The organism is Mycobacterium kyogaense (assembly GCF_036946525.1).
Lineage (GTDB): Bacteria > Actinomycetota > Actinomycetes > Mycobacteriales > Mycobacteriaceae > Mycobacterium > Mycobacterium kyogaense_A.
In genome coordinates this window covers 13,265-27,641 of record NZ_JAQIIY010000027.1, presented here as the reverse complement: position 1 = coordinate 27,641, position 14,377 = coordinate 13,265, and the positions used below count along the sequence as shown (strand labels likewise).

Annotated in this window: 13 protein-coding genes and 1 pseudogene; 9 read left to right on the top strand and 5 right to left on the bottom strand. The window is 68.8% G+C overall.

The features are described from left to right. Nucleotides 1-34: 34 nt before the first annotated feature. Nucleotides 35-1,120, top strand: coding sequence for an S-(hydroxymethyl)mycothiol dehydrogenase (locus PGN37_RS21635; RefSeq protein ID WP_335333053.1), 1,086 nt, complete (start codon nt 35-37; stop codon nt 1,118-1,120). Next, on the top strand, nt 1,117-1,740 hold the full coding sequence (locus PGN37_RS21630) for an MBL fold metallo-hydrolase (protein ID WP_335333052.1): 624 nt from the start codon (nt 1,117-1,119) through the stop codon (nt 1,738-1,740). The genes PGN37_RS21635 and PGN37_RS21630 overlap by 4 nt, the downstream gene beginning before the upstream one ends. A gap of 23 nt (nt 1,741-1,763) precedes the next feature. Here the strand turns inward: PGN37_RS21630 and PGN37_RS21625 are convergent, their stop codons facing one another. Then, complete coding sequence (locus tag PGN37_RS21625) at nt 1,764-2,381, bottom strand: SHOCT domain-containing protein (RefSeq protein ID WP_335333051.1); 618 nt, start codon at nt 2,379-2,381, stop codon at nt 1,764-1,766. Nucleotides 2,382-2,459: 78 nt separating this feature from the next. On the opposite strand from PGN37_RS21625, the gene PGN37_RS21620 reads away from it, so the two are divergent. Further along, a complete protein-coding gene (locus PGN37_RS21620) occupies nt 2,460-3,542 on the top strand; it encodes an SAM-dependent methyltransferase (RefSeq protein WP_335333050.1) in 1,083 nt (360 codons plus the stop codon). Between the two features lie 2 nt (nt 3,543-3,544). Here the strand turns inward: PGN37_RS21620 and PGN37_RS21615 are convergent, their stop codons facing one another. Next, complete coding sequence (locus PGN37_RS21615) at nt 3,545-4,573, bottom strand: NAD(P)H-dependent amine dehydrogenase family protein (protein ID WP_335333086.1); 1,029 nt, start codon at nt 4,571-4,573, stop codon at nt 3,545-3,547. A 67-nt stretch (nt 4,574-4,640) separates the two neighbouring features. Next, on the bottom strand, nt 4,641-5,162 hold the full coding sequence (locus PGN37_RS21610; RefSeq protein ID WP_335333049.1) for a hypothetical protein: 522 nt from the start codon (nt 5,160-5,162) through the stop codon (nt 4,641-4,643). A gap of 101 nt (nt 5,163-5,263) precedes the next feature. Between PGN37_RS21610 and PGN37_RS21605 the strand changes: the two are divergent. The 5 genes and pseudogenes from PGN37_RS21605 to PGN37_RS21585 all read left to right on the top strand — a co-directional run bounded on the left by PGN37_RS21605 (nt 5,264) and on the right by PGN37_RS21585 (nt 11,010). After that, nucleotides 5,264-6,806 (top strand): annotated as a pseudogene (locus PGN37_RS21605) (ABC transporter substrate-binding protein). Continuing rightward, nucleotides 6,803-7,771, top strand: coding sequence for an ABC transporter permease (locus tag PGN37_RS21600; RefSeq protein WP_335333048.1), 969 nt, complete (start codon nt 6,803-6,805; stop codon nt 7,769-7,771). The pseudogene PGN37_RS21605 and the gene PGN37_RS21600 overlap by 4 nt, the downstream one beginning before the upstream one ends. Beyond that, nucleotides 7,768-8,646, top strand: a complete 879-nt coding sequence (locus tag PGN37_RS21595) for an ABC transporter permease (protein ID WP_335333047.1) — start codon at nt 7,768-7,770, stop codon at nt 8,644-8,646. Before PGN37_RS21600 ends, PGN37_RS21595 begins: the two co-directional genes overlap by 4 nt. Beyond that, on the top strand, nt 8,643-10,247 hold the full coding sequence (locus PGN37_RS21590) for an ABC transporter ATP-binding protein (protein ID WP_335333046.1): 1,605 nt from the start codon (nt 8,643-8,645) through the stop codon (nt 10,245-10,247). Before PGN37_RS21595 ends, PGN37_RS21590 begins: the two co-directional genes overlap by 4 nt. A gap of 22 nt (nt 10,248-10,269) precedes the next feature. After that, the gene (locus PGN37_RS21585; protein ID WP_335333045.1) at nt 10,270-11,010 is read left to right on the top strand and encodes an SDR family NAD(P)-dependent oxidoreductase; all 741 of its coding nucleotides are present in this window, start codon (nt 10,270-10,272) and stop codon (nt 11,008-11,010) included. Here PGN37_RS21585 and PGN37_RS21580 read toward each other — a convergent pair. Then, nucleotides 10,977-11,537, bottom strand: coding sequence for a TetR/AcrR family transcriptional regulator (locus PGN37_RS21580; protein ID WP_335333044.1), 561 nt, complete (start codon nt 11,535-11,537; stop codon nt 10,977-10,979). The two genes, PGN37_RS21585 and PGN37_RS21580, sit on opposite strands and share 34 nt — an antisense overlap. Nucleotides 11,538-11,723: 186 nt before the next feature. Here PGN37_RS21580 and PGN37_RS21575 point away from each other — a divergent pair, with 186 nt between their 5' ends. Beyond that, nucleotides 11,724-12,944, top strand: a complete 1,221-nt coding sequence (locus PGN37_RS21575; protein ID WP_335333043.1) for a cytochrome P450 — start codon at nt 11,724-11,726, stop codon at nt 12,942-12,944. On the opposite strand, the gene PGN37_RS21570 is transcribed toward PGN37_RS21575, so the two are convergent. Next, nucleotides 12,923-14,347: an HNH endonuclease signature motif containing protein gene (locus PGN37_RS21570; RefSeq protein WP_335333042.1), complete on the bottom strand. Its 1,425-nt coding sequence runs from the start codon at nt 14,345-14,347 to the stop codon at nt 12,923-12,925. The genes PGN37_RS21575 and PGN37_RS21570 overlap by 22 nt on opposite strands. Nucleotides 14,348-14,377: the final 30 nt, after the last annotated feature.

Sequence of the window (14,377 nt, the reverse complement as noted above, 5' to 3'; positions counted from 1 at the left end):
ATGAGCGTAGCGAGGCACATATTAGGGTTCAGGCATGACTCAAACGGTGCGCGGAGTGATCTCTCGTTCGAAGGGCCAGCCTGTCGAGGTGGTGGACATCGTGATCCCCGACCCGGGGCCGGGTGAGGTCATCGTCGACATCCAGGCGTGCGGGGTCTGCCACACCGATCTGCACTACCGCGAGGGTGGCATCAACGACGAGTTCCCGTTCCTGCTGGGCCACGAGGCCGCGGGCATCGTGGAGACGGTCGGCGACGGTGTCACCAACGTCGCCCCCGGTGACTTCGTGATCCTGAACTGGCGCGCGGTGTGCGGGCAGTGTCGCGCGTGCAAGCGCGGGCGCCCCCACCTGTGCTTCGACACCCACAACGCCGCACAGAAGATGACGCTCACCGACGGCACCGAGCTGACCCCCGCGCTGGGCATCGGCGCGTTCGCCGACAAGACCCTGGTCCACGAGGGCCAGTGCACCAAGGTCGATCCGGCCGCCGACCCCGCCGCCGCGGGGCTGCTGGGCTGCGGCGTGATGGCCGGTGTGGGTGCGGCCATCAACACCGGCGCGATCAACCGCGACGACACCGTGGCCGTCATCGGCTGCGGCGGCGTCGGTGACGCCGCGATCGCCGGCGCGGCGCTGGTGGGCGCCAAGCGCATCATCGCCGTCGACATGGACAACCGGAAACTGGAGTGGGCCCGGCATTTCGGCGCCACGCACACGATCAACGCCAAGGAACTCGACGCCGTCGAGACGATCCAGGACCTCACCGACGGGTTCGGCGCCGACGTCGTGATCGACGCGGTCGGGCGGCCCGAGACGTGGAAGCAGGCGTTCTACGCGCGTGACCTCGCGGGCACCGTGGTCCTGGTCGGCGTGCCGACGCCTGACATGACGCTGGAGATGCCGCTCATCGACTTCTTCTCCCGCGGTGGGTCGTTGAAGTCGTCCTGGTACGGCGACTGCCTGCCCGAACGTGACTTCCCGACGTTGATCTCGCTGTATCTGCAGGGCCGGTTCCCGCTCGACAAGTTCGTCTCCGAGCGCATCGGGCTCGACCAGATCGAAGACGCCTTCCACAAGATGCACGCCGGAGAGGTGCTCCGCTCGGTGGTGGTCCTGTGAGCGCCATCCAGCGCCTGGTCACCAGCGGCACCTTCGAGCTCGACGGCGGCAGCTGGGATGTCGACAACAACATCTGGCTCGTCGGCGATGACAACGACGTCTTGGTGTTCGATGCCGCCCACAGCGCGGCCCCGATCATCGAGGCGGTCGGCGGAAGGAATGTCGTCGCGGTGGTGTGCACCCACGGCCACAACGACCACGTCACCGTCGCCCCCGAGCTCGGCAAGGCCCTCAACGCTCCGGTCCTGCTGCACCCCGCCGACGACGTCCTGTGGCGGATGACGCATCCGGACAGCGACTTTCGCGCCGTCACCGACGGCGACACCCTGCGGGTGGCCGGTATCGAGCTGCGCGCGCTGCACACCCCCGGACACTCCCCGGGGTCGGTCTGCTGGCATGCACCGGAGCTGAGCGCGGTGTTCAGCGGCGACACCCTGTTCCAGGGCGGCCCGGGCGCCACCGGGCGGTCGTACTCGGACTTCCCCACCATCCTGGAATCGATCTCGGGACGGCTGGGCGCACTGCCTGGTGACACCGTCGTCTACACCGGTCACGGAGACTCCACCACCGTGGGCGACGAGCTGGTGCACTATGACGAGTGGGTCTCGCGCGGCAGCTGAGCCACAGCCTCGTCGGTGGGCTGCTAGCTCTGCACCGGAGGCGGGACGGGGCCCGGCCACACCGCATCGTCGAGGACCACCGGACCGGGCAGCGGTTGCGGCCGGCGGCCCGCCCGAGTCCACCACACGATCGCGACCGCGAGCTCGACGAGCCCGAGCGCGATCACGCCGGCGCTGACCCACAGTGCCCAGCCGGGCGAATCGTCTTTCCCGAACGCCAGCCGCGGGTTGATGTAGCCGCCCACCTGCCCGTCCGCGCGCACGGCGTACTCACCGCCCTGGGCGATCTGCGCGGTCCAGATTCGCACGCGCACATCGTTGTTCACCGAGGTGGTCGAGCTGATGACTTCGGTCAGCACGGGATCGGGCACACCGTCGGGGGCGTCGATGCCCAGCTTGAGTGGTGGCACCGGGAAGCCGCCGTCGATCCCTCCTGTCACCACGGTGTGGAAGGTGATCGTCACCTCGCCCGCGGGCAGCTCCACCTGTCCCGACCCGGGCACCGGGATCTCGCCGTAGGCGTCGAAGTCGTCGAACACGAAAGCGCCGAGCACCAACGTGAGGACCAGCCCGACCACACCGGCGACCAGTGTCATCACCGCACTGATCAGCGCGATGCGGGGCCCGACCCGTCCCTTCACTCGCGCAGTGTCGCATGCCGGGTCGCACGCCGCGCTGTTCGTCGGCGCAGACCGCGCCCGAGGACTACCGTCTCGAAGATGCCCGAGTCGAGCATCGTGGTGCGACCGGAACCGGTCGACAGCGGCACCTACACCGCTGGGTCGCGGCTGCAGGCTGCCGGGCTGTCGCGGGCGACCGAGATCTTCGCCGACGCCGCCGCCGCGGTACCGCTGCCCACCCCACCGCAGCCGATCGTGCTGGCCGACTACGGCGCGGCGACCGGACACAACTCGCTGTTACCTATGGGTGCGGCGATCTCGGTGCTGCGCAACAGAACCCGACCGGAGCACTCGGTGCTCGTCGCGCACACCGATCGGCCGGACAACGATTTCACCGCGCTGTTCCGGACGCTGGAGGAAGACCCGGACACGTATCTGGCCAAGGACCGGGCCGCTTTCGCGTCCGCGGTCGGCCGCTCGTTCTACTCGCAGATCCTGCCGTCGAACAGTGTGAATCTGGGCTGGAGCGCGTGGGCGATCCAGTGGCTGAGCCAGGTGCCCGGACCGGTGCTCGGCCCACACCTGCAGGTGGCCACCTGCGGTGACCGCGAGCTGCAGGCGGCCTACGACAACCAGGCCGCGCGGGACTGGCACGAATTCGTCGCGTTCCGCGGCCGCGAGCTGTGCCCGGGCGGAAGGCTTGTCGTGACCACGATGGGCATCGGGGACGACGGCGAGGCGGGCTTCCGGCCGCTGCTCGCGGCGATGGCCGACGCGCTCGCCGAGGTGACTGCGGCCGGCGTGATCAGCCCCGAGGAGTCGGCGCAGATGTGCATCCCGACCGTGGCCCGCCACGCCGCCGACTTCACGGCGCCGTTCGCGCCATCGGGCATCTTCGAGCGCCTCGAGATCGCTCACCTGGAGATCGTCGACGCCCAGGATCGGTTCTGGGAGCGTTACCAGTCCGACAAGGACGCCGTGGAGTTCGGGGCACGCTGGGCCGGCTTCGCGCGAGCGTCCATATTCGCCGCGCTCACGACGGCGCTGGACGGGGGCCTGGCGAACCCTCGATGCGCCGACCTGCACGAGCGGCTGGAGAAGGGCATCGCCGACCGGATGGCCGCCGCCCCGGAACGCACCCAGATCCCGCTCGCGTACGTCGTGCTGGAGAAGCGCCGCTGAGGTCAGCGGATCGTGCCCACCCCGGGGATCAGCGGTAGGTCCAATGCGGTGACCCAGCCGGGTGAGAGCGCGTTGACCGCCGGGACCGCGTTGAGCGCGCGCAGTCCCGTGGCCAGGCACCCGGCCGCCGCAGCGTCGCGGCCGGACCCGTCGGTGAACCGGAACGCCGTCTCCTGGCTGATGCTGGGCGTGCCCTCGATGTCGACGCGATACACGTCGTTCTCGGTGCCCGACGGCCAGTCCGGTGCGGCGTCGTTGCCGATGCGGTTGACGTGCTCGAGCTGGATGCGTGTCTCGCCGCGATAGACACCGTTGATCGTGAACCGCACGGCCGCAACGTTGCCCGCCTCGATGACACCCTTGGCGGTTGACCGGTCGACGGGGGTCACCCACTTCTCCCACGTCGTGGTGATCTCGTCGAGCATGATGCCCGCGGCGTGGGCGATCATCGGAACCGTTGCGCCCCAGGCGAACACGAGGATGTCGGAGTTCTCCAACATCGCCTTGTACTCCGGCGGTCTGCCGATGCCCATCTCCCGGTCGTAGTCGCCGGTGTAGTTGGTGTAGTCCAGCAGCTCCGAGGCGCGCACCGTGCGGACCTGCGAACACAGGCCCATCAACGTCATCGGGAACAGGTCGTTGGCGAAGCCGGGGTCGATGCCGGTGGTGAAGCACGAGGACTCCCCCAGTTCGCAAGCGACCGTGACGGGTTCGATCCAGTTCGGCGGATTGAGGTGCATCGTCGGCCAGATCCACGGCGTCATCGCGGTCGAGCACACGTCGATACCGGCCCGCAGGAAGCGGGTGATCACCTCGATGTTGGTGTCGGCGTGCGCGGCGGTCGGCCCGTAGTGCACCAGCGCGTCGGGCTTCAGTGCGATCAGCGCGTCGACGTCGTCGGTGGCGGTGATGCCCAGAGGCGCTGACAGACCGCAGATCTCGCCGACATCGCGGACGACCTTGTCGGGGTTGCTGACTCCGACTCCGACGAGGTCGAACCCGGGGTGGTCGACGACTTCGGCGATGACCATCTGCCCGACGAACCCGGTGCCCCAGATGACGATTCGCTTCGGTTCCGCACGTATCACGGTGATGCCCCTAGAAGCAGCGCCGTAGTCCACCCGGTTCACAGATCAGCGGATATCGGTCGACCGGTGTCGAGAGCGGGCCTTTGTAGGCCATCGTGAACGGCGTGTAGATGATGCCCGGCTGCAGACCGCAGTTGCCGTTGTGCTGGGTCTGGCGCACACCCGACATCGTCACGTCGTCGAACTTGACGACCTCCACCGTCGGCTCCCACGACCCGTCCGGGCACTGCATGCCCCGGTCCTTGGGGGTGGTGAAGGCCCACTGGCCGCCGGTGAGCACTGCGTCGCCGCCGACGAGGTCCCCGCTGGCCTGCACGTGCATGCGGCAGCCGACGGGGAGGTACAGCGCCTCCCGGAGGTCGCCGACGACCGGTACGCAGGACGGGAAGATCGTCCAGGTGCCCGGCTTGCCGCCTTCGGGGGTGATGGTGAAGACACCCTCCATGACCTGGTCGGCGTGGGCCGGGACGGCGGCGCCCACCGCTGCGCAGACACCGAGCAGGAAGGCGGCCAGGGTGCGCATCATCGTCACGCCGCTGAGTATTTCAGCCCGGAGTAGACAAAGTCACGGGTTTGCCTGTTCGCGCCGTCGGGTACCTGAAAACCACTGGCTCGAGTACCGGGGTGGTGAATATGGCGAGGACGGCGGTGTCAACCGCTGTCCTCGCCATCTGTCTGCTCGCCGCCTCGCTCACCGGATGCTCGACAGGTAGCCGGGTCGATCTCGGCGACGGCGCGGCCGGATCGCTGATCGCCGCGATCGCGGGTGAGCCCGATCAACTCGACCCGCACAAGACCACCGCGTATTTCTCGTTCGAGGTGTTGGAGAACGTGTTCGACACTCTCGTCGAACCCGACGAGAACCTGCAGATGCGGCCCGCTCTGGCGACGTCGTGGGAGGTCTCCCCCGATCAGCTGGCGTGGACGTTCCACTTGCGCCCCGGCGTGAGGTTCCACGACGGCAGTCCGTTCACCGCAGACGACGTGGTGTTCTCCTACCGCCGGATCATCGACGAGAAGCTCGCCAACGCCGACAAGTTCAGCGCGGGTGACTGCGGTCGAGGCGCCCGATCCGGCGACGGTGGTGATCCGCGTGAGCCGGCCGACGCCGAACATGCTCACCAACATCGGTGGCTTCAAAGGCATGGCGATCGTGTCGCGGCGCAACGTGGAGAGCGGGCAGATCGCCACGAAACCCATCGGCACCGGCCCGTTCCGCTTCGCCGGCCAGAAGAGCGGTGACTCCATCTCCCTGGTGGCCAATCCCGACTACTGGGGCGGTCCGCCGGGCGTGCCCGGGGTGACGTTCCGCTTCATCTCCGAGCCGTCGACGGCACTGTCGGCACTACAGGCGGGCGAGGTCGACTGGACGGATTCGATTCCGCCGCAACGTGTCCGGCAGCTCTCCGACGACGACTCGGTGCGCCTGGCGGTGACGCCGAGCAACGACTACTGGTACCTGGCGCTCAACGAGGCGAAGGCGCCGTGGAACGACGTCCGGGTGCGCCAGGCGATCGCCTATGCGATCGACCGCGACGCGATCGTCGCCGCGACGAGCTACGGCACCGCGAAGGTCAACGAGCTCGCCATCCCCGAGGGCAATCCCTGGTACACCCCGTACGACCGCTACCGCACCGGCGGGTTGGACAAGGCGCGTGAGCTGCTGACCGAGTCTGGTGTCACGCCGGGCGAGCTCGACATGCTGGTCACCACCGAGTATCCGGAGACCGTGACCGCGGCGCAGATCATCGCCGACAACCTGGCGCCGCTCGGGTTCACGGTGAACATCCGCACCGTCGACTTCGCGACCTGGCTCGACGAACAGAACTCGGGCAACTTCGACATGCTGATGCTCGGCTGGCTGGGCAACATCGACCCCGACGACTTCTACTACGCCCAGCACCACACCGACGGCTCGAGCAACGCCCAGAAGTTCTCCGACCCGGAGGTCGACAGGCTCCTCGACGCCGGCCGCGTCGAAACCGACCCCGCCGCCCGCAAGGCCGACTACGACCGCGCCGCAACGGTGATCGCCGACGAGGTCAGCTACATCTACCTGTACAACTCGTCGGTGATCCAGGCGTGGAATCCGGCGCTGACGGGATACGAAGCCCGCCGCGACGGCGCCGTGCGGTTCCGCCACGCGACGCTGGACAAGGGCGGTGATTCGTCATGACGAGGATCGTGACCCATCCCATCACCCGGTTCATCGCGCGCCGGGTGCTGTACTCACTGATCGTGCTGGTGGGCGTCACCGTGGTGGTGTTCGCGCTCGTGCACCTGGTGCCCGGCGACCCCGTTCGCATCGCACTCGGAACCCGCTACACCCCCGAGGCGTACGAGGCGTTGCGTAGCGCCAGCGGATTGGACCGGCCCATCGTGTCGCAGTTCTTCGGCTACGTCGGTTCCGCGCTCACCGGTGATCTCGGCGTGAGTTTCCGAAACGGCGACCCGGTGACCGTCACGCTGATGGAGCGCCTTCCCGCCACGCTGTCGCTGGGCTTGGCCGGCATCGTCATCGCCGCGCTGATCGCGCTGCCCGCCGGCACGTACTCGGCGCTGCGCGAGGGCCGCGTCAGCGACGCCATCGTCCGGGTGACCAGCCAGTTCGGTGTGTCGATTCCCGACTTCTGGCTCGGCATCCTGCTGATCGGCCTGTTCTCGACCACACTGGGCTGGCTGCCCACCTCGGGCTACCGGCCGCTGTTCTCCGATCCGGCGGGCTGGTTGAGCCACATCATCCTTCCCGGGCTCACGGTCGGCGTGGTCGCGGCGGCGATCATGACGCGCTACGTGCGCGCCGCCGTGCTCGACGTCGCCGCCATGGGCTACGTGCGGACCGCACGGTCCAAGGGTCTGTCTCCGCGCGTCGTCACGTTCCGCCACACGGTGCGCAATGCGCTGGTGCCGATCCTCACCATCACCGGAATCCAGCTCGCCACACTGTTGGGCGGCGTCATCGTCGTCGAGGTGGTCTTCGCGTGGCCGGGCCTGGGCCGGCTCGTCTACAACGCCGTCGCCGCCCGCGACTACCCCGTCATCCAGGGCGCGGTGCTGTTGATCGCGGCGCTGTTCCTGGCGATCAACCTGATCGTCGACGTGCTCTACGCCGTGGTCGACCCGAGGATCCGGCTGGCATGACGACCACCGAGCCCACCCGCGTCTCGTCCTGGCGCATTCTGGCGCGCAACCCGGTCACCGCGATCAGCGCGTTGGTCCTGCTGGCCGTCGCCCTCATCGCGGTGTTCGCGAATGCCGTTGCGTCGTACGGAATCAACGACGTCGACGTGCCCGACGCGCTGCAGCCGCCCAGCGGGTCCCACTGGTTCGGCACCGACGAGTTGGGCCGCGACGTGCTCTCGCGCGTGCTGGTGGCCACCCAGGCGTCGATGCGGGTGGCGGTCATCAGCGTTGCGTTCGCCGTCGTCGTCGGCGTGACGGTCGGGGTTCTCGCCGGCTATCGCGGCGGCTGGCTGGACACCGTGCTGATGCGCGTCGTCGACGTGATGTTCGCGTTCCCGGTTCTGCTGCTCGCTCTGGCGGTGGTCGCGATTCTGGGGCCCGGGCTGACGACGACGATCCTCGCGATCGGCATCGTCTACACCCCGATCTTCGCCCGGGTCGCGCGGGCCAGCACTCTGGGTGTGCGCACGGAACCCTATGTGGCGGTGTCGCATGCGATGGGGACCCCCGACCACATGATCCTGCGCCGGCACATCGTGCCCAACATCGCCGGTCCGCTGATCGTCCAGACCTCGTTGTCGCTGGCGTTCGCGATCCTGTCCGAGGCGGCGCTGTCGTTCCTCGGCCTCGGCATCCAGCCGCCGGAGCCATCACTGGGCCGGATGATCTTCGACTCCCAGGGGTTCGTGACGATGGCGTGGTGGATGGCCGTGTTCCCGGGCGCGGCGATCGTGGTGATCGTGCTGGCCTTCAACCTGTTGGGCGACGGGTTGCGGGACGTGCTCGACCCGAAGCAGCGCACCAGCGCCGAAGCCCGGGGGGCGGCGCGATGACCGTGCTGGCCGTGGACGACCTGGGAGTGCGCATCGGCGCGCGCACCATCGTCGACGGCGTCTCGTTCTCCGTGGCCCGGGAGCAGACGGTGGGCATCGTCGGTGAGTCCGGCTCGGGCAAGACCATGACGGTGCTCGCGGCCACCGGACTGCTCGACGCGCCGGGCGCGCGCGTGTCCGGGTCGAGCACGCTGGCGGGTGATCCCTCGATGCAGCTGGTCGGCGCCCGGCCCAAAGACCTTCGCCGCGTGCACGGTTCACGGATCGGGTTCGTGTTCCAGGATCCGGGCACGTCGCTCAATCCCCTGCTCACGCTGGAACGCCAGATCACCGAGTCGCTCGAGACGCACCGCCGGGTGACGCGCCGGGAGGCGCGGTCGCGGGCCCTGGAGCTTCTCGAGGCGGTGGGGCTGCCCGATCCCTCGACGCGTCTGCACGCCTACCCGCATCAGCTCTCCGGCGGTCAGAAGCAGCGCGTGATGATCGCGATCGCGTTGGCGTGCGACCCTGAACTGCTCATCGCCGACGAGCCGACCACCGCACTCGACGTCACGACGCAGGCGCAGATCCTGGAACTGGTGCGCGCGTTGCAACGGGACTTCGGCACCGCGGTGGTGTGGATCAGCCACGACCTGGGCGTCATCGGTCAGGTCGCCGACGACGTGACCGTGCTGCGCGACGGTGCGGTCGTGGAGCAGGCGCCGATCCTCGACATCTTCGATCGGCCTCGCAACGATTACACGCGGGACCTGCTGGCCGCCCGCCCCGTGCTCGATGTCTCTGCACCGCAGGCGAAGCCGGACGCCGACGCGCTCCTCGAGGTCGATGGCCTCGATGTGTCGTTCACCGTCACCACCCCGGTGGGCAAGTCCACCGTTCATGCCGTCGACGACGTGTCGCTGCGCATTCGGCGCGGCACCACGCTCGGACTGGTCGGCGAATCGGGATCGGGCAAATCGACCGTCGCCGCTGCGCTGACCGGTCTGGTGACACCCGATGGCGGCACGGCGACGCTGGCGGGCACGGACATCCTGGGTGTGAAACGTTCCGAGGCCAAAGCGCTGCGCCGGCGGATCGGGCTGGTGTTCCAGGATCCGTTCTCGTCGCTCAATCCCCGTGCCCGCGTGGACACGTCGATCGCCGAACCGCTGACGGTGCACCACCTGGTCGACGGCGCCGCGGCGCGGCGGTCGCGGGTCGCCGAGCTGCTCGACCTGGTCGGCCTGCCGTCCGAGTTCGCGCAGCGGTACCCGCACGAACTGTCCGGCGGGCAGCGGCAGAGGGTGAGCATCGCCCGAGCGCTGGCCGCCGAACCGGATCTGCTGATCCTCGACGAGGCCACGGCCGCCCTGGACGTCTCGGTGCAGGCCCGTGTTCTCGATCTGCTGGCCCGCCTGCAGGCCGAGCTCGGCCTGGCGTATCTGCTGATCGGCCACGACCTGGCGGTCATCCGCAGGCTCAGCCACGACGTCGCGGTGATGCGGAGCGGTGCGGTCGTGGAGAACCGGCCCGCCGAGCAGCTGTTCACCAAACCCGAGCACGAATACACCCGGGCGCTGCTGGCAGCCGTCCCGCCGGTGCGCCCGCGCGCTGCGGTGTGAGCGCCCGTGAGAGGGTGCAGGCATGGGTCAGCTCAGCGGCAAGGTCGCGTTGGTCACCGGGGCGTCGGCGGGCTTGGGCGCCACAACCGCCCGGCTGTTCGCAGACCAGGGTGCGACGGTATTCGGAATCGCCAGGGACGCAACGCGAATGGCCGAGGTGTTCGCCGACCTGCCCGGCAGCGCGTTCGCGTCGGTGGACATTTCCTCGCGTGAGGCGTGCGCCGCGGCAGTCGCGGACTGCGTCGAGCGGTTCGGCCGCCTCGACGTGCTGGCCAACATCGCGGGCTTTCATAAGATGCGGCACACCGCGTCGATGACCGACGAGGACTGGGACGTCGACCTCGCGGTGAACCTGACCGCGCCGTTCGCGCTGTGCCGGGCCGCGCTTCCGCACCTGCTGGCATCGGGCGGCAACATCGTCAACGTGTCGTCGATCGCCGGCGTCGAGGGTGAGGTGTACTCCGCCGGTTACTGCGCGGCCAAGCACGGACTGGTCGGCCTGACGCGGGCGCTGGCGATCGAATTCACCAAGGAGAAGCTTCGCGTGAACGCGGTGTGTCCGGGCGGGATGCCGACCGCCCAGGCCACCGAGTTCGAGGCGCCCGAGAACGCCGACTGGGATCTCATCATGCGCATCGCGTCGCCGCGTGGATTCATGGCGACCGAGGACGTCGCGAAGGTGATCGCATTCTTGGCCAGCGACGACGCCGCTGCGATCCACGGCGCGGTCTATCGCGTCGACAACGGCAAGGGTGCGGGCTGAGTCAGGAAGCGGCGCAGCATCTCTCGCTCGAGTTCCGGGTCCGCGAGAGGCCAGACGACGAACGACAGCACGACCCGAACGATCCACTGAGCAGCGGCCGCGTCATCGTCGGCACAGCCGGTCAGTTTGGCGGCGATGCCCGCCAGCTGAGGTGAGTCCGCGATCCACCCGACGCGGCCACCGCTTCTCGCCGATGCGATCAACGCCCGGCCGAGGGAGTCTGCGCGAATACGGTCCAGCGCGACGGCGACCGCGGTGACCGCGCGCTCCGTGCCGTCGAGATCGGCCACCGCCGCGCGCACCTGCGCGACGATCTGCTCGGCGCTGCGGGCGAGCACGGCGTCCCGGATCTGGTTCTTGCCACCGGCGTGGCGGTAGATCGTCGCTCGCGAGCAGTGCACCCGGGCTTCGAGGGCCGCCATGTCGAAGGCGTCGATGCCCCGGGCGGCGATGATGTCGGCCGCCGCGGCATAGATGCGTTCGGCAGCCGCAGCGCGCCGGTCACCGACCAGCCAGTCGTTGCTCATCGCTCCGCCCTCGTGAGATGTCCGATGCGGATGTTCTCACGATGAGACGATGTAGACGCCGCTTTCTCCCATCACAGCAGTTCAACTGCCGGTTGTGAGACGTCTTGACTGTCGCGGTCCAGAGTGGCGCGTCGAGTTGGTCGGCCACCCTTGACCGCCGTGGGCACCGCCTCCCACCCTGACACCATGACGGGCGATCTCGGCGCGGAGCTCTTCAGCGAGGAGGCGATCCAGGACCCCTACCCGCTGTACGCGCGCATGCACGCCGCCGGTCCGGTGCACCGCATCGGGAACTCCGACTTCCATGCGGTCTGTTCCTGGGACGCGGTCACCGAGGCGGTGGGCCGTCACGAGGATTTCTCGTCGAATCTGACGGGCACGATGCTGTACCAACCTGACGGCACCATCGGTGTCTTCGGCATGGACGAACTCGGCGGTCCGACCCAGGTGCTCGCGATCGCCGACGATCCCGTGCACGCCGCCCACCGCAAGCTGCTCGTCCCCCACCTGGCGGCCAAGCACATCCGCGAGCTGGAATCGTTCGTCACCGCCACGGTCGCTCGGTTGTGGGACACGGCGCTCGACGTGGACCGGGTCGAGTGGATGTCGGCCATGGCCAACCGGTTACCGATGATGGTGGTGTGCCGGCTGATCGGGGTCCCCGACTCAGACGTCGACCGACTGACGGCGTGGGGGTACGCCAGCACGCAGCTGCTGGAAGGTCTGGTCGGCCCCGCCGACCTGGCTGCGGCCGGCGCAGCCGTCGGAGAACTGGCGGCCTACATCGCGGGCCTGCTCGACCGGCCAGCACCAGAGGGCACACTGCTGGCGGATCTGGCTTCGGCCTGCGCGGCAGGCGATGTCGACGCCGTCACCGCACAGGTCATGATGGTGACGCTGTTCAGCGCGGGCGGTGAATCGACCGCATCGCTGATCGGCTCGGCGACCCACATCATCGCCACCCGCCCCGACCTGCAGCGGCGGCTCCGCGACGATCCAGCGCTCATCACGCCGTTCATCGAAGAAGTGCTGCGCGTCGAGCCGCCGTTCCGCGGGCACTATCGGCACGTGCTGCGCGACTGCGAACTCCACGGCTATCAGCTGCGTTCCGGCGCGCGATTGGTTCTGCTGTGGGGCGCGGCCAACCGCGACCCGGCCCACGTCGAATCGCCCGACGAGTTCCGTATCGATCGCCGAGACAGCAAGAGCCACGTCGCGTTCGGTCGCGGCGCACACTTCTGCGTCGGGGCCGCACTCGCGCGGCTCGAGACTCGACTCGTGCTCGAGTACCTGTTGTCGCACACGGATGGTGTGCGCGCCGTGGGGCGGGCTCGCTGGCTGCCGAGCCTGCTCGTGCGGCGCCTGGAGGCGCTGACCCTGGCCGTTCAGAACGGGGGCGGCTCATAGGTTTCGGCCAGCCACGCCTGGTGCTCGCGGTCGCGTTGCGCGTCGAGCTCCACGCGCCGCCTGCGCTCGCGGGCCACGCGATCGCGGCGGTCCTGCTCGCGGGTCCTCGTCCGGCGAGGCATCATCGAGGTCTTGTCGGAGGCGTCCGAGGCATCCGCGGAACTCGGCAGCCCGCCCGTCGACCACGCGAGACTCGGAAAGAGTTGTCCACCATGGGGATCAGTCAGATAGACCAGCCCAGTGGGAGCGATCAGCACGACCGTTCCATCGGGCCGCTGCTCGTCACGCCATCCGTTGTCGCCTGTGTAGAAGGTCTTGATCAGATGATGGACACGACAGTAGAGCTTGGTGTTCGACGGATGCGTGGAACCGGCGGGCCACGGCGTCGTATGGTCGACATCGCATCGCTGCGCCGGAGCGTCACAGCCAGGGAAGCGACACGTCAGGTCCCGCCAGTGCACGAAATCCGCAAGCTGGCGCGACGGCCGATATCCACACTCCGCATCGTCGCCAGGCCTGCCGATCGGACGCACGTCGGCCCCCGCAGCGGCATTCCGCACCGACTCGGCAGGCAGGATTCCGAAGCCGCCCAGGTAGCCGGGTGCGTCGCTGTGCCCGTCGACGGTCGCCTGCTCGGCGAGAATGTGCACCACGACGCGGGCAGCCGAGGCCTCGAGCGCCGCTGCCGGGCAGTCCGCCGACGCACAGCGGCACGCCAACGTGGATTCACCACGGCCGAGAGCGCCGCACGCGGCTGCCCGCCGTTGCATCGGGGTACGAGGATCGGCCTCGCACACCGTGGCGGCCAGCGCGTCGAGGCGCTCATCGAGCGCCGCGGCATCGAGCGCGTCGAGCAACCCACCCGCGAAGGCCGTGCCGGGTTGGTGTGATTCCACAGTGAAATACAGGTTGTCGCGGACGTCCGGCGGGACTCGAACCCCGGCCGGGTCGAATGCTGCGACCCACTGATCCACGCGGTCTTTCAGCTTGTCCTCCGACAAGCGCATCCAGCCGACAAGCTTCGGCGCGAGGGCGGCGTCGAGTGCGGCGATGACGTCGCTTTCGACGTTGTCGGTGCGATTGAGCACGATCCGCACCATGCGTAGATCGATCTCCCCACGCGAGAAGACGGCCGCGATGTCGGGGAGGCGCGAGTGCAGCGACACCGCCATGCGGACCTGGCTTGCTGCGCGCCAGCGACTAATGTTCTGCGCCGCAGACACTTCCGCGGCCACCGCCTCGGTGACGTCGACAACCCAGTGCTCGGCCCCCGGGTGTTCACGACCCCTGAGCGCATAGAGTCGGGCCACCGCGGCGAGACGCTCGGCGATGGCGCGCGACTCCGCGCGGGTGGAGCACCCCATTGCGAGGACGCAATCTATGGCCTCCGCCGATTCGAACATGTGTGCGATATTACCCGCGGGGTCCGACCG

Bases quoted from the DNA above. Each gene is read 5' to 3' on its own strand.
- PGN37_RS21635 (WP_335333053.1), top strand. From the start codon at position 35: ATGACTCAAACGGTGCGCGGAGTGATCTCTCGTTCGAAGGGCCAGCCT.
- PGN37_RS21620 (WP_335333050.1), top strand. From the start codon at position 2,460: ATGCCCGAGTCGAGCATCGTGGTGCGACCGGAACCGGTCGACAGCGGC.
- PGN37_RS21615 (WP_335333086.1), bottom strand. From the start codon at position 4,573: ATGGTCATCGCCGAAGTCGTCGACCACCCCGGGTTCGACCTCGTCGGA.
- PGN37_RS21600 (WP_335333048.1), top strand. From the start codon at position 6,803: ATGACGAGGATCGTGACCCATCCCATCACCCGGTTCATCGCGCGCCGG.
- PGN37_RS21595 (WP_335333047.1), top strand. From the start codon at position 7,768: ATGACGACCACCGAGCCCACCCGCGTCTCGTCCTGGCGCATTCTGGCG.
- PGN37_RS21590 (WP_335333046.1), top strand. From the start codon at position 8,643: ATGACCGTGCTGGCCGTGGACGACCTGGGAGTGCGCATCGGCGCGCGC.
- PGN37_RS21585 (WP_335333045.1), top strand. From the start codon at position 10,270: ATGGGTCAGCTCAGCGGCAAGGTCGCGTTGGTCACCGGGGCGTCGGCG.
- PGN37_RS21580 (WP_335333044.1), bottom strand. From the start codon at position 11,537: ATGAGCAACGACTGGCTGGTCGGTGACCGGCGCGCTGCGGCTGCCGAA.
- PGN37_RS21575 (WP_335333043.1), top strand. From the start codon at position 11,724: ATGACGGGCGATCTCGGCGCGGAGCTCTTCAGCGAGGAGGCGATCCAG.
- PGN37_RS21570 (WP_335333042.1), bottom strand. From the start codon at position 14,347: ATGTTCGAATCGGCGGAGGCCATAGATTGCGTCCTCGCAATGGGGTGC.